The 13,872-nt window shown below is 72.6% G+C and carries 12 protein-coding genes; 4 read left to right on the forward strand and 8 right to left on the reverse strand.

The window, feature by feature from the left end; all coding sequences use genetic code 11:
- Window positions 1-5 precede the first annotated feature (5 nt).
- From FJQ56_RS13455 to FJQ56_RS13480, 6 genes are all read right to left on the reverse strand, one after another.
- The gene (locus FJQ56_RS13455; protein WP_140010076.1) at window positions 6-827 is read right to left on the reverse strand and encodes an ABC transporter permease; all 822 of its coding nucleotides are present in this window, start codon (window positions 825-827) and stop codon (window positions 6-8) included.
- Window positions 824-1,822 (reverse strand): ABC transporter ATP-binding protein, encoded by a 999-nt coding sequence (locus FJQ56_RS13460; protein ID WP_140010077.1) that lies wholly within the window; start codon window positions 1,820-1,822, stop codon window positions 824-826. The genes FJQ56_RS13455 and FJQ56_RS13460 overlap by 4 nt, the downstream gene beginning before the upstream one ends.
- Entirely contained in the window at window positions 1,819-2,937 is a 1,119-nt protein-coding gene (locus FJQ56_RS13465) for a transcriptional regulator (RefSeq protein WP_140010078.1), read from the reverse strand. The genes FJQ56_RS13460 and FJQ56_RS13465 overlap by 4 nt, the downstream gene beginning before the upstream one ends.
- Window positions 2,938-2,976: 39 nt before the next feature.
- Window positions 2,977-3,969: a threonine aldolase family protein gene (locus tag FJQ56_RS13470; protein WP_140010079.1), complete on the reverse strand. Its 993-nt coding sequence runs from the start codon at window positions 3,967-3,969 to the stop codon at window positions 2,977-2,979.
- Between the two features lie 214 nt (window positions 3,970-4,183).
- Window positions 4,184-5,536, reverse strand: coding sequence for a class II 3-deoxy-7-phosphoheptulonate synthase (locus FJQ56_RS13475; RefSeq protein WP_379142326.1), 1,353 nt, complete (start codon window positions 5,534-5,536; stop codon window positions 4,184-4,186).
- A 28-nt stretch (window positions 5,537-5,564) separates the two neighbouring features.
- The gene (locus tag FJQ56_RS13480; protein ID WP_140010081.1) at window positions 5,565-6,767 is read right to left on the reverse strand and encodes an ROK family transcriptional regulator; all 1,203 of its coding nucleotides are present in this window, start codon (window positions 6,765-6,767) and stop codon (window positions 5,565-5,567) included.
- 167 nt (window positions 6,768-6,934) lie between these two features.
- On the opposite strand from FJQ56_RS13480, the gene FJQ56_RS13485 reads away from it, so the two are divergent.
- The 4 genes from FJQ56_RS13485 (at window position 6,935) to FJQ56_RS13500 (ending at window position 11,954) form a co-directional block, all read left to right on the forward strand.
- Window positions 6,935-8,149: a sugar ABC transporter substrate-binding protein gene (locus FJQ56_RS13485; RefSeq protein ID WP_246084151.1), complete on the forward strand. Its 1,215-nt coding sequence runs from the start codon at window positions 6,935-6,937 to the stop codon at window positions 8,147-8,149.
- 174 nt (window positions 8,150-8,323) lie between these two features.
- On the forward strand, window positions 8,324-9,103 hold the full coding sequence (locus FJQ56_RS13490) for an ATP-binding cassette domain-containing protein (RefSeq protein WP_140010082.1): 780 nt from the start codon (window positions 8,324-8,326) through the stop codon (window positions 9,101-9,103).
- A complete protein-coding gene (locus FJQ56_RS13495) occupies window positions 9,103-10,464 on the forward strand; it encodes an ABC transporter permease subunit (RefSeq protein WP_140010083.1) in 1,362 nt (453 codons plus the stop codon). Before FJQ56_RS13490 ends, FJQ56_RS13495 begins: the two co-directional genes overlap by 1 nt.
- Window positions 10,461-11,954 carry an MFS transporter gene (locus tag FJQ56_RS13500; RefSeq protein WP_140010084.1) on the forward strand — a complete coding sequence of 498 codons (1,494 nt, stop codon included), beginning with the start codon at window positions 10,461-10,463 and terminating at the stop codon, window positions 11,952-11,954. Before FJQ56_RS13495 ends, FJQ56_RS13500 begins: the two co-directional genes overlap by 4 nt.
- Before the next feature lie 154 nt (window positions 11,955-12,108).
- Here FJQ56_RS13500 and FJQ56_RS13505 read toward each other — a convergent pair whose 3' ends face one another.
- Together FJQ56_RS13505 and FJQ56_RS13510 are read right to left on the reverse strand one after the other, a co-directional pair.
- A complete protein-coding gene (locus FJQ56_RS13505; RefSeq protein ID WP_140010085.1) occupies window positions 12,109-13,137 on the reverse strand; it encodes a 6-phosphofructokinase in 1,029 nt (342 codons plus the stop codon).
- Between the two features lie 55 nt (window positions 13,138-13,192).
- Entirely contained in the window at window positions 13,193-13,849 is a 657-nt protein-coding gene (locus tag FJQ56_RS13510; RefSeq protein WP_140010086.1) for a hypothetical protein, read from the reverse strand.
- Window positions 13,850-13,872 lie beyond the last annotated feature (23 nt).

Consider the following 13,872-nt stretch of genomic DNA (forward strand, 5'->3'; position numbering starts at 1 on the left):
GACCGTCAGTCGGCGACGTCCTTGGTCGCGAAGTTGGCCCAGGCCGCAGCGAAGAACACCGCGACGTAGGCGACCTGGAGCAGCACCCCCGCCTGCACGTCCTTCCACAGGATCGGGTCGCGGAACAGGTCGACGAACGCCAGCCAGTAGCGCGTGGGCAGGAAGTCGGAGAGGGCGTCGGCGGCGTCGAGCGTCATCAGCAGCGCCGAGCCGACGAAGACGGCCATGGTGCCCAGCGCGGCACCGAGCGACGACTGCACCGCGGTCGACAGGAACAACGCGATCGTGGCGACGCCGAGCATGCAGAGCATCGCGTAGCCCAGCGCCAGGAACGTGCGCCCGACGAGCTCGGGGGTCGACAGCGAGGAGCCCGAGACACTCGTGGCCGCGCCCGTCGCGGTCACCGACTCGTTGCCGAGCAGCACCAGCCCCACGACGTACGCCGTCGCGGCGACGACGAGCACGGTGATCACGACGAAGACCAGGACGCTGACCAGCTTGGCGACCAGGAACCGCAGCCGGCTCACCGGCCGGACCAGCACGTAGCGCAGCGTGCCCGCCGCGGCCTCCCCCGCCACGGCCTCGCCGGCGGTCACCGCGACCGCGATCGGCAGGAACAACGGGAGCACGATCGCCAACGCAGCAAGGGGGAACAGGGTGCCGTCGGTGAGGACGGCCGACAGGAACGCCGGCCCCTCCCCGGGCCGCGGGCCGAGGTCGGTGACCGCGAGCAGCACGCCGACCAGGGTGGGCAGCGAGTCGACGAGCAGGATCGTCGCCCACGTACGTCGGCTGCGCAGCAGCTTGCGCAGCTCGACCCCGATCACGCCGACACCCCCGCGGCGTCGCCCGTGGCGTCGCGGTCGCGATCACGGTCACGGTCACGGTCACGGTCACGGTCACGGGCGAAGGTGTCGCTGCCCGCGCTCGTGGCGGCCAGCACGATGTCCTCCAGCGAGCGACGCTCGGCGACGAGCTCGTCGACGGCGATGCCCGCGCGCACGAGCTCGGCGGCCAGCGCGGCCGGATCGGCGTCGCGCACCACGATCCGGTCGTCCCGGGCCTCGTCGATCCGGTGGTCCAGCAGCCGTCGCGCGTCGGCGACGTCGCGGGTGCGCAGCACGACGCGGCCGGTGGGGGCGCGCAGGTCGTCGAGGTGCTCCTGCAGCACCAGCCGTCCGCGGTCGAGCACACCGACCCGGGTGCACATCTGCTCGATCTCGAGCAGCAGGTGGCTGGAGACGAAGACCGTCGTGCCGGCGGCGTTGAGCTCGAGGAGCAGGGCCCGGATGTCGCGGATGCCCTGCGGGTCCAGGCCGTTGGTGGGCTCGTCGAGCACCAGCAGGCGGGGCCGGCGGATCAGTGCGTTGGCCAGGCCGAGGCGCTGCCGCATGCCGAGGGAGTAGGCGCGCACCGGTCGGCCGTCGACACCGCCGAGGCCGACCCGGTCGAGCGCGTCGTCGACCCGGCCCGCGCGACCGCGCCGTCGCGAGCCCCGGCCCATCGCGTCGAAGAGCGCGAGGTTGGCGCGCCCCGACAGGTGGGGGTAGGCCGCTGGCGCCTCGATCATGGCGCCCACCTCGGGCAGCACGTCGGGCGCGCCGCCGGGCATCGCCCGGCCCAGCACCTCGGCGGTGCCCGACGTGGCCAGGACCAGCCCCAGCAGCATCCGCACCGTCGTCGTCTTGCCTGACCCGTTGGCACCCAGGAAGCCGTAGACGTCGCCCTCGCGCACCTCGAGGTCGAGGGCGTCGACGGCCAGGAAGCGCCCGTAGTACTTGGTCAGTCCCGCGGTCCGGATCGCGAGGCCCGGGGCGGTCATCGCGGGCCGTCCCGGTCGACCCGGTCCAGGCGCACCAGCTCGTCGGCGGCCTCCTGGAGGACCTGGGGCGTGACGGTCCCGGCGACCAGCCACGCCGTGCGGTCGCCGCGGCGCCCGCCGCCGGTGAGCAGGACGGTGAGGGCCCCGTCGGCCGCGACCGTGCGCCGGTCCCCCAGCGTCGCGCCGGGCGCGGCGCGCAGCTGCTCGCGCAGCGGACCGGCCTCACGAGGGCGCAGCGGCACCGCGATGAACCGGGTGACGCCGATGCCGTAGACACCGGCGGCCGCGTCGGGCCCCGTCCGCCGGTCGAGGCCGGCCAGCCGCTCGGGCACGACGTACGGCGCGTAGCGGCCGGCCGCGTCGGCGATGTCGAGGGTGCGGGCCTGCTCGACCTCCACCGCCGGCGAGGGCCGGAAGTCGACCAGGTCGTCGGCCGGGCGCTCGACCTCGACCTCGTCGAAGGCCGAGACCACGTCGGGCTCGTCGGACCCGGCCGCGCGCACCTCGACCCGCAGCGGCAGTCCCGAGCCCGGGTCGACCCACACGTCGACCCGGTCGATCGTCGTCCGAGGGCCGGAGCCGGAGCCGGGATCGGGCGGGGTGTAGCGCAGGCCGGAGGCCGCGATCCCGGCGACCCGCCGCGGCGCGAGGCGGCGTACGTCGACGGCGGTGGCGTCCTCGAGGGCGGTGCGTGCCAGGGCCGGCGGCAGCAGGTCGGGGGCGCGCGGCAGCCGGATCTCGGGGTCGAGGGTGGTGGTCGCCCGTGCGTCCTCGTAGTCGTAGGACGTGGTGACCGGTCCGGCGTGGACGAGGTCGCGCTCGCCCGAGGCGAGCAGCCGGTCGACCCGCCAGGCGTCCTGGTCCTGCCACCACACCCGCAGCCGGCTCGTGCCGGCCAGCAGCTCGCCGACGTCGCCTAGCCGGTCACCGACCGGCAGCTGCACGGTGCCCTCGGTCTCGGCGTACCCCGAGTGCCCGACGTCGGCCGAGGCGCGGACCCGGTCGAGCAGGGTGGCCGCCGACACGTCGGTGTCGCCGACCGGCAGCAGCCGCGGCACCACCGGGACCGCGGCGACGGCCAGCACGACCGCCGCGACGACGGACCATCGACGCACGGGGGTCATCCTGCAGACGGTACGGGCCGGTGCCCAGCCTCAGAGGGCGGCGAGCACCTCGGCCGCGCGGCGGGCGTCGTCGGTCGAGACGCCGAGGTGCGTGACGAGCCGGACCTTGGTGGCCCCGACCGCAGCGACCCGGACCCCCTGTGCGGCCGCGCGCTCGACGTACGACGCCGCGTCGGACCGGTCGACCACGACGATGTTGGTCTCCACCGAGGCCGGGTCGGCGCCGCACGCGTCCGCGAGCAGCCGGGCGTGAGCGTGGTCGTCGGCCAGCCGCTCGACGTGGTGGTCGAGGGCGTGCAGCCCGGCCGCGGCGAGCACGCCGACCTGGCGCATGCCGCCGCCCATCCGCTTGCGCCACACGCGCGCCTCGGCCACGGTGTCGGCGCTGCCGACCAGCACCGACCCGACGGGCGCGCCGAGCCCCTTGGACAGGCAGACCGAGAGGACGTCGGCGATGGCGCCGTACTCGGCGAGCGGCGTGCCGGTGGCGACGTGGGCGTTCCAGAGCCGCGCGCCGTCGAGGTGGATGCCGACCCCCACGCCGGTCGCCCACTCGCGCAGGTCGCGCAGCTGGTCGATCGGCAGCACGGTGCCGCCGGCGAAGTTGTGGGTGTTCTCGACCGAGACGGCGGTCGTGCGCACGAAGTAGGGCCCCAGGTCGGGGGCGTAGAGGGCCTGCACCGCGTCGAGGTCGACGTGTCCGCGCGGGTGGGTCCAGGTGCGCATCGTGACGCCGCTGTAGGCGCCGTGGGCGCCGAGCTCGGCGCGGGCGATGTGGGCCGCGCTCTCGCACAGCACCTCCTGGCCCGGCTGCACCAGCGAGCGCACCGCCAGGACGTTGGACATCGACCCGGTCGGCATGAACAGCGCCGCCTCGTGCCCGAGCATCGCCGCGACCCGCTCCTGCAGCGCGAGCACCGTCGGGTCCTCGCCGTAGACGTCGTCGCCCACCTCGGCGGCGGCCATCGCGGCCCGCATCGCCTCGGTCGGCCTGGTCACGGTGTCGCTGCGCAGGTCGATCACCGATCCATCCTCCACGCTGACCCGTCGCCCATGGGCGACGGGTCAGCGTGAGATGACGATCGACCCGTCGCCCGTGGGCGACGGGTCAGCGCTCACGAGGGTCGGGTTCGTGGCTGCGGCCAGGTTTCGAGACGCGTCGCTGCAGGCCCTCGCGAGCTCGGGCCTCCAGCCGACGCTCCTCAACCTTTCGGGCCTGAGGTCGGTCTTCGCAGGCTCAGACCGACCGGGCCCTCAACATCTCCGCGACGAGGAAGGCCAGCTCGAGGGACTGCACGCGGTTGAGCCGCGGGTCGCAGACGGACTCGTAGCGGTCGCCGAGGTCGGCCTCGAGGAGGTCCTCACCGCCGCCGACGCACTCGGTGACGTCGTCGCCGGTGAGCTCGACGTGCACGCCGCCGGGCCAGGTACCGACCTGGTGGTGGACGTCGAAGAAGCCCTGGACCTCCTCGATCACGTCCTCGAAGCGCCGGGTCTTGTAGCCCGAAGAAGCCTCGAAGGTGTTGCCGTGCATGGGGTCGCAGACCCAGGCGACCTGCAGGCCGGCGGCGGTGACCTTCTCGACGACCTCGGGCAGGCCGTCGCGGATCCGGCCGGCACCGAAGCGGGTGATGAAGGTCAGCCGCCCGGGGATGTTGTCGGGGTTGAGCCGCGAGGCGAGCGCGATGGCGTCGTCGGCCGACGTGGTCGGGCCGAGCTTGACGCCGATCGGGTTGCGGATGCGGCTGAGCAGCTCGACGTGGGCGCCGTCGAGCTGACGGGTGCGCTCGCCGATCCAGACGAAGTGGGCCGACAGGTCGTAGGCCGCCCCGCTGCCGGAGTCGTGGCGCGTCATGGCGTGCTCGTACTCGAGCAGGAGGGCCTCGTGGCTGGTGTGGAAGTCGACGTGGTGGAACTCGTCGGGGTCGGCGCCGATGGCCTGCATGAACGCCATGGCCCGGTCGATCTCGAAGGCGAGGGCGTCGTAGCGCTGCCCGGCCACGGAGTCGGAGACGAAGTCGGTGTTCCAGGTGTGGACCTTGCGCAGGTCGGCGTACCCGCCGGCGATGAAGGCACGGATCATGCTGAGCGTCGCGGCCGAGGTCCGGTGGACCTCGAGCAGCCGCGCGGGGTCGGGCACCCGGGCGTCGCGGGTGAAGTCGAAGCCGTTGACGGCGTCGCCGCGGTAAGCCGGCAGCGTGACCTTCTCACCGTCGACGAGCCGGGTCTCGAGGTCGGAGGAGCGCGGCTTGGCGTACTGGCCGGCGAGGCGACCGAGCTTGACGACCGGGACCGAGGCGGCGTAGGTCAGCACCACGGCCATCTGCAGGAGCACGCGCAGCTTGTTGCGGGTGTTGTCGGCCGTGACACCGGCGAAGGTCTCGGCGCAGTCGCCGCCCTGCAGCAGGAAGGCCTCTCCCCGGCTGACCGCCGCGAGCTTGTCGGTCAGGTCGTCGCACTCGTGGCCCAGGACCAGCGGGCGCAGCGTGCGCAGCCGGTCGACGGTCGCGTCGACCGCGGCCCGGTCGGGGTAGGTCGGCTGCTGGGCCGGGGACAGCGCGTGCAGCGCCGCCAGGTCGGGGATTTCCACCAGCCGAGTCTACGGGGACCGGACGCTGCTAGCCCGACGCGGCCTCGGGGAGGAGATCGGTGCGCTCGGCAGCGAGGAGGACCGAGCCCACCAGGGCGGCCCGCCGGCCGAGCTCGCTGACCACCACCGGGGTCGCGGCGACCGCGTCGAGGGCGTGCCGCCGCAGGCCCACACGGGCCGAGTCGAGCAGCAGGTCGCCCGCGCGGGCGAGGTCGCCGCCGATCACGATGAGGGAGGGGTTGAAGAGGTTGACCAGGCTGCCCAGGCCCCAGCCGAGGTGGAGGCCGGCGTCCTCGAGGCTGCGTACGGCGGAGACGTTGCCCCCACGTGCAGCCTCGACGACGTCGTCGAGGGTCGCGTCGGGCATGTGGGTCGCCATCAGCTCCAGCACGCTTCCGGTGGAGGCGTAGGTCTCCAGGCAGCCGCGGCTGCCGCACCGGCACACCGGACCGTGCTCGTCGACGGTCAGGTGACCGACCTCGCCGGCGGTGCCGCTCGCGCCGTGGAAGAGCCGGTCGTCGATGACGATGCCGGAGCCGACGCCCGACGACAGCTTGAGGTAGATCATCGTCGAGTGCCCGCGGGCGCTGCCCAGCCGGTGCTCGGCGAGAGCACCCAGGTTGGCGTCGTTCTCGATGTGCACGGGTCCGGCGAAACGCTCCATGGCGACGCGCTTGGCGTTGACGCCGACCCAGCCGGGCAGGATCGCCGAGGACCGCACGACGTCGTCGATGATCGGGGCCGGCAGCCCCAGCCCGACGGTGCGCACGGCGTCGGCCTCGAGCGCCAGGTCGGTGAGCATCGAGGCGAGCATCTCCGCGGCGTGGCCGAGGCCCTCGTCGTAGTGGTGCGCCGGCCCGAGCGGACGGCTCGCCTCGCAGACCACCTGGCCGGTGAGGTCGCCGACGGCGACGGAGACGTGGCGGTGCCCGAAGTCGATGCCCGCGACGACGCCGGCGCTCGACGCGAGCTGCACGGTCGTGCCGCGACGGCCGCTGCCCTTGACGGTCGCGACCAGCCCGGCGCCGGCCAGCTCACGCACGATGCTCGACACGGTCGCGGGGGCCAGGCCCGTCGTACGCGCCAGCTCGGCCTGGGTGATCTGACCCTCGGCGGGTCCGTCCGTCGGCGCCACCACCGGGCCCTGGCCCCGCAGCACGTCGAGCACCCGGCGCTGGTTGGCCGTGCGCAGCGACGCGGTGGAACCCGGGGCCGGGTCGGAGGTGGACACGGGGTGAACTGTGCTGGACGACCACTTTGTCGTCAAGACATGTGCGGTAAACCGGCCGCATGACTCAATCGGGTGATTTTGCGTTCACCTCTTGACGACTACGGCGTGACCGATGACACTCCGAGGTACCACTGGCGCGCTCGCGCCGAGATCCTGCAGGAGGAACCGTGTCTTCATTCATCCGCCGTGCCGCCCTCATCGGCGCCGCGGTCACGCTGTGCGTCGGCCCGTTGGCAGCGTGCGGCTCCGACGACGACGACAAGGCCGGCGACGGCGGCAGTGGCGGGGGCGGCGGCGACATCACCGGCGCCTGCAGCCTCGACAGCCCGCCGGTCAGCGCGGCCGAGAAGCCCGCCGAGGGCAAGGCCGGCACCGCGAGCGGCAAGGTCGGCGTGATCCTGCCCGACACCACCTCGTCGACCCGCTACGAGACCTACGACGCCCCGCTGCTCAAGTCGGCGCTCTCCGAGGCCGGGCTGACCCCCGACATCCAGAACGCCCAGGGTGACATCAACAAGTTCGCCTCGCTGGCGCAGAACATGATCGGTGCCGGCGTCAAGGTGCTCATCATCGACTCCATCGACGCCGCCTCCGGTGCCGGTGTCGAGAAGCAGGCCGACGCGGCCGGCGTCCCGGTCATCGACTACGACCGCGTCAACCTCGGCGGCACCGCGCCCTACTACGTCTCCTTCGACAACGAGGACGTCGGCAAGCTCCAGGCCCAGACCCTCGTGGACTGCCTCGACAAGAGCGGCGCCGACAAGCCCAACATCATCATGATGAACGGCGGCACCGACGTCGACAACAACGCCGTGCTGTTCTCCAAGGGCGCCCACTCGGTGCTCGACCCGCTCCAGAAGGAGGGCAAGCTGACGATCACCCAGGAGGCGACCGTCAAGGGCTGGAAGGTCGAGAACGCCGCTCCGACGTTCCAGCAGGCCTTCACCGCCGACGGCGGCGACGTCGACGGCGTGCTCGCTGCCAACGACGACATCGCCAACGCGGTCATCGGTGTGCTCAAGACCAACGGGCTCGACGGCAAGGTCGTCGTGACCGGTCAGGACGCCGGCGTCCAGGGCCTGCAGAACATCATCACCGGCACCCAGAGCATGACGGTCTTCAAGGACGTCAAGCTCGAGGCCACCGCCGCCGCCCAGCTCGCCATCGCGCTCGCTGCCGGCACCGACCCCGCCGAGGCGGGCCTCACCCTGGCCCCCTTCGAGGACCCGGAGGCCCCGTCGCACAAGCTCGAGGCGCTGCTGCTCCCCGCCCAGGTCATCACCCAGGCCAACATCTCCGACGTCATCGACGCCGGCGCGCTGAAGGCCGACGAGATCTGCCAGGGCATCGAGGACGACTGCAAGAAGCTCGGCATCTCCTGATCCCGGGCCGCACCACCTGAGCACCAGCTCGACCCAGCACGACCCAGCACCACCAGCACGACGCGGTGGCCGGGCCGAACCGGCCCGGCCACCGTCGTATGCCACTAGCGTCCAGCTAGCCACACCACGTCCATCACCTGAACCACCGCACCGCACCTCCTGAAAGGCGGGACCGTGTCCGAACCGCTCCTCTCGGCCCGGGGGCTCAACAAGAGCTTCGGGCCCGTCCACGTGCTGCACGACGTCGACTTCGACGTCTACCCGGGAGAGGTCACGGCCCTGGTCGGCGACAACGGGGCCGGCAAGTCGACCCTCGTGAAGTGCTTCGCCGGCATCAACAGCGTCGACTCCGGCCAGATCCTCTTCGAGGGCAAGCCGGTCACCATCACCGACCCGCGCTCGGCCAGCGCCCTCGGCATCGAGTTCGTCTACCAGGACCTCGCCCTGGCCGACAACCTCGACATCACCCAGAACATGTTCCTGGGCCGCGAGATCCGCAAGATGGGCATGTTCCTCGCCGACGGCGAGATGGAGCGCCAGGCCCGCGAGACACTCGCCAGCCTCTCGGTGCGCACCGTGTCCTCGGTGCGCCAGCAGGTCGCCAACCTCTCCGGCGGTCAGCGTCAGACGGTCGCGATCGCCAAGGCCGTGCTGTGGAACAGCAAGGTCGTGTTCCTCGACGAGCCCACCGCCGCCCTCGGCGTCGCCCAGACGCGCCAGGTGCTCGACCTCGTGCGTCGCCTGGCCGACCAGGGCCGCGGCGTCGTGCTGATCTCGCACAACATGAACGACGTCAAGGAGGTCGCCGACCGCGTCGCCGCCCTCTTCCTCGGCCGGGTCGCCGCGGAGGTCAAGACCGCCGACACGACCACCACCCAGATCGTCGAGCTCATCACCTCGGGTCGCACCGGCGACCTCGGTCTGAGCAAGGCCACCACCAACGAGGTCATGTGATGAGCACCGAGACCCCCTCCCCCAGCCTGGACAAGCGCGAACAGCCCGCGGGGCAGTTCTCCCTCGACGTCGAGGAGCGCTCGATCGGCGGCGCCCTGACCGGATGGGTCACCAAGCTGCGCACCGGCGAGCCCGGTGCCCTGCCCTCGGTGCTCGGCCTGGTCGTCCTCGGCATCATCTTCATGCAGGTCAGCGACGCGTTCCTGACGAAGTACAACATCGGCAACCTCCCCGGCCAGGGCGTCTACATCGCGGTGATCGCGATGGGCCTGGTCTTCGTGCTCCTGCTGGGCGAGATCGACCTGTCGGCCGGCACCGCCGGTGGCATGTGCGCCGCGCTCGCAGCGGTCGCCGTCTTCGACGGCGACCTCAAGGACGGCCTCCCGGGCTTCATGTTCTGGGCCCTGGTCGTCGGGCTGCTCGTCGCCATCGGCCTGGCCCTGTGGGTCCGTGCCTGGACGGCGTCGGTGGTGATCTTCATCGGGTTCGTCCTGGTGGTCTCCAACCTCACCCAGCACCTCGTGCTGGCGCTCATCGCCGCGGTCTGCATCGGCACCGCCATCGGCGTCGCCAACGGCATCCTGGTCGCCAAGATCGGCATCCCCAGCTTCGTCGTCACGCTCGCGCTGTTCCTGGCCTGGCAGGGCGTCCTGCAGTTCGCGCTCGACGGACGCCCGGTCAACACGTCCAACTACGACTTCTGGCACGACCTGACCTACGGCACCCTCAGCCCGACCCAGGGCTGGATCTTCACGTCGGTCATCGTGTTCGGCTACCTCCTCTTCACGCTGCAGGGGGCGCTGCGGGCCAAGGCCGCCCACCTGACGCACGACGCGATCAGCCTGGTGCTCCTGCGCGGCGGCATCATCGCGGTCGTCGGCGTCGTCCTCACGATCCTGGCCAACCAGAACCGCAACCCCAACGAGCGCTCGCGGCTGGTCATCCAGGGCATCCCGTGGGCCGTCGTCATCGCGGTGCTGCTGATGATCGTCTGCGCGCTCGCCCTGACCCGTACGACGTGGGGTCGCCACCTCTACGCCACCGGCGGCAACGCCGAGGCGGCCCGACGCGCCGGCATCGACGTCGTGCACATGAAGGTCACGGCCTTCGCGCTCTGCTCCGCGTTCGGCGCCATCGGCGGCGTGCTGCTCGCGTCGTCACAGTCGTCGGCCTTCGAGCTGTACGCCGCCGCTCAGGCCACCGGCGTGCTGCGCGACGACGTACCCCCGCACTGGCTGAGCCACGCCGTCTACGGCCTGCTGGTCGCGGCCCGCGAGGCCGTGCGCGACGGCGACGTCGCCCGACGCGACCTCGACACCCTCGTCCTGTCCACCTTCCTGACCGGAGCACAGTCCCGATGACGACCTCGCTGTCCCCGACCGACCACACGCCGGCCCAGGCCGACCCGCGCCGTTGGGCCGGTCTGGCGGTCCTGGCCGCGAGCCTGCTCGTCGTCGTCATGGACATGACGATCCTCAACGTCGCGCTGCCCGACCTGACCGCCGACCTGCGGCCGTCGTCGGTCGCGCAGCTGTGGATCGTCGACTCCTACGCACTCGTCCTGGCCGGCCTGCTGATCCCGATCGCCGCACTGGGTGACCGCTGGGGGCGCAAGCGGATGCTGCTGGCCGGGTTCACCGTCTTCGGGGTCGCCTCGATGCTCGTGCTCGTGGCCGACTCGCCCGGCGACGTGATCGCCGTCCGCGCCCTGCTCGGGGTCGGCGGCGCGATGATCATGCCGACCACGCTGTCGCTGATCCGCACCCTGTTCACCGACCCACGCGAGCGGGCGACCGCGCTCGGCGTCTGGGGCGCGATGGCCGCCGTCGGCAGCGCTGTCGGCCCGATCGTCGGCGGGGCGCTGCTCGAGACGTTCAGCTGGCACGCCGCCTTCCTGTTCAACGTCCCGGTCATGGTCGTGGCGGTCCTCGCCGGGTGGCTGTTGCTGCCCGAGAGCCGCTCGGACCGCCCGGGCCGGCTCGACGTCGCCGGCGTCGTGCTGTCGTTCGGCGGCATGGCCGCGCTCGTCTACGGCGTCAAGGAGCTCGGCAAGCACGGCCCCACCGTCACCGCGCTCCTCACGCTCGCGGCTGGCGCGGTGCTGCTCACCGCGTTCGTACGCCGCTGCCTGGGTCAGCGCGACCCGATGCTCGAGGTGCGGCTGTTCGCACAGCGCGCCTTCACCGCTGGCGTGCTCGCCGCCCTCACCACCAGCATCGCGATCGTCGCGCTGCTCCTCCTCGGCTCGCAGTGGCTGCAGCTCGTGCACGGCTGGTCACCGCTGCAGACGGGCGCGGCCCTGCTGCCGATGGCGGCCGGCGGCATCATCGGCTCCCCGCTCGCCCCCGGCCTGGCCGCCCGGATCGGCGCGCGCGCCGTGCTCGCCGGCGGCCTGGCGGTCGCCGGCGTCGGGATGCTGCTGCTCTTCGTGCTCCCCCAGCCGCTGTCCTACGTCTCGGTGGCCATGAGCCTCGCCCTCGTCGGCGCCGGCACCGCGTCCCTCGCGGTCGCCTCGGCCGTGATCATGGGCTCGGCCCCCGCCGACCAGTCCGGCAGTGCGGCGGCGATCGAGGAGTCGTCGTACGAGATCGGCGGGGTGCTCGGCGTCGCCGTCCTCGGCAGCCTGGCTGCCTGGATCTACCGCGACGGCCTGCCTGCCGACGCCGGGTACGCCGCCCGCGAGTCGCTGGCCGGCGCCCTCGGCACCCCGGTCGGCGGGGCCGCGGTGACGTCGTTCGAGCACTCGTTCGCGGTCTTCGGCCTCGCCGCGGGCCTGCTGCTGCTGGCCGCCTCGGCCCTGGTCTGGTGGCTCACCCCCGCCGGTCTCGACCTGGCCGACGCGCACCACTGAGGAGGGCGAGCCTGCTCGCGCTCCTCGATGGTGGTCGAGCGTCCGGGTCGCCGACCGAGCCCCGACTCCGGGGGCAGTCCATCCGCTTCTGGGGCGTTGCAACGGGCCCGGAGAGCAGGAATCCCCGGGTACCCGGGGATTCCTGCCACCGGCCTCAGCCGAAGAAGACCTGCGCCTCGGCGTACTCCTCCGCACTGACGAGCTTGAGGTGAGCCGTGCCCTCGGCGAGCGGGACGCGCTCGATGTGGGTGCCGCGCAGGGCCATCATCGTGCCGAAGTCGCCCTCGGCGACGGCGTCGGCGGCCTGAAGACCGAACCGGGTGGCCAGCCAGCGGTCGAAGGCGGTGGGGGTGCCGCCACGCTGGACGTGGCCCAGGACGACCGCGCGGGCCTCCTTGCCGGTGCGGTGCTCGATCTCGGAGGCGAGCCGGTCGCCGATGCCGCCGAGGCGGACGTGGCCGAAGGCGTCCTTCTCCCCCGACACCAGGGTCATGTCGCCGCCGTCGACGGGGACGGCGCCCTCGGAGACGACGATGATCGGCGAGTAGGTCGACTCGAACCTCGCCTCGACCAGCGCGCAGACCTTCTCGATGTCGAACGGCGCCTCGGGGATGAGCACGGCGCTGGCACCGCCGGCGATGCCGGCGTGCAGCGCGATCCAGCCGGCGTGACGGCCCATCACCTCGACGACGAGCACCCGGTGGTGGGACTCGGCGGTGGTGTGCAGCCGGTCGATGGCCTCGGTCGCGATGTTGACGGCGGTGTCGAAGCCGAAGGTGAAGTCGGTGCCGGAGAGGTCGTTGTCGATGGTCTTCGGCACGCCGACGACCGACACCCCGAGCTCGGCCAGCTTCGTGGCGACGCCGAGCGTGTCCTCGCCACCGATCGCGACGAGGGCGTCGACCCCGGCCGCGGCGAGGTTGTCCTTGATGCGCTCCACGCCGTTGTCGAGCTTGAACGGGTTGGTGCGCGAGGACCCCAGGATGGTGCCGCCACGCGGCAGGATGCCGCGGCACTGCTCGACGCCCAGCGGCATCGTCAGGCCCTCGAGCGGGCCCTTCCAACCGTCGCGGTAGCCGACGAACTCGAAGCCGTGGGTCTGGACCCCCTTGCGTACGACGGCCCTGATCACCGCGTTGAGGCCGGGACAGTCACCGCCTCCCGTGAGCACTCCGACCCGCATGGGTCCCTCCTCGTGTTGTTGGCTTGGATCGATCCAACCTAACCACGTCGCCGGGTCAGGTGGCGAGCGTCACCACGAGCGTCCCGAGGCCCGCTCCGACGGCGGCTCCGACCACGAGCGACGCGACCAGCGCCACGTATCCGCCGACCACGGTCCGGTCGGTCGGCAGCCGTTCGGTCCCCCACCGGGGGTCGGCGTCGATCGCGACCAGCCGCTCGTGCGTCACCCGGTCGTCGACCACCGCCACGTCGCGATGGCGGGGGTGCACCAGCAGCTCCGCCGGCACGTGCCGCAGGTGCAGACCCAGGTCGGCCGGTACGACGGCCGCGACCCGGCGGGCCGGCCCGTCCCCGACGGCGGTCAGCACCACCATCACCGACGGTCCCGCGCCCGCACCACGGCCCGGCATCCACCAGGGCAGCCGCACGATCCGCCGTCGTACGACGCGGCCCAGGGCCGGCACCGGGACGACCGCCCCCGTCGCGATCTCGGCGCTGGCCGCCACCACCAGCTCGCGGAACCGACGCTCGGCCCGGCCGAGCACGACCGGGAGGCCGAGCAGCACGAGCACCTCGAGGCCGAGACCACCGAGGAGGAGGGCGAGCGCGACGCCACCGGTGCGGCCGGTGACCGTTCCGCTGACGATCACCCCGAGGGCGATCCCGAACCCGGCGAGCATCAGGCGGGTGGGCCGGGCGATGTCGTTGAGCACGGGGGCAGCATGCCCGCCCGGCC

The sequence above is a fragment of the Nocardioides plantarum genome, from assembly GCF_006346395.1.
Classification (GTDB): Bacteria; Actinomycetota; Actinomycetes; order Propionibacteriales; family Nocardioidaceae; genus Nocardioides; species Nocardioides plantarum.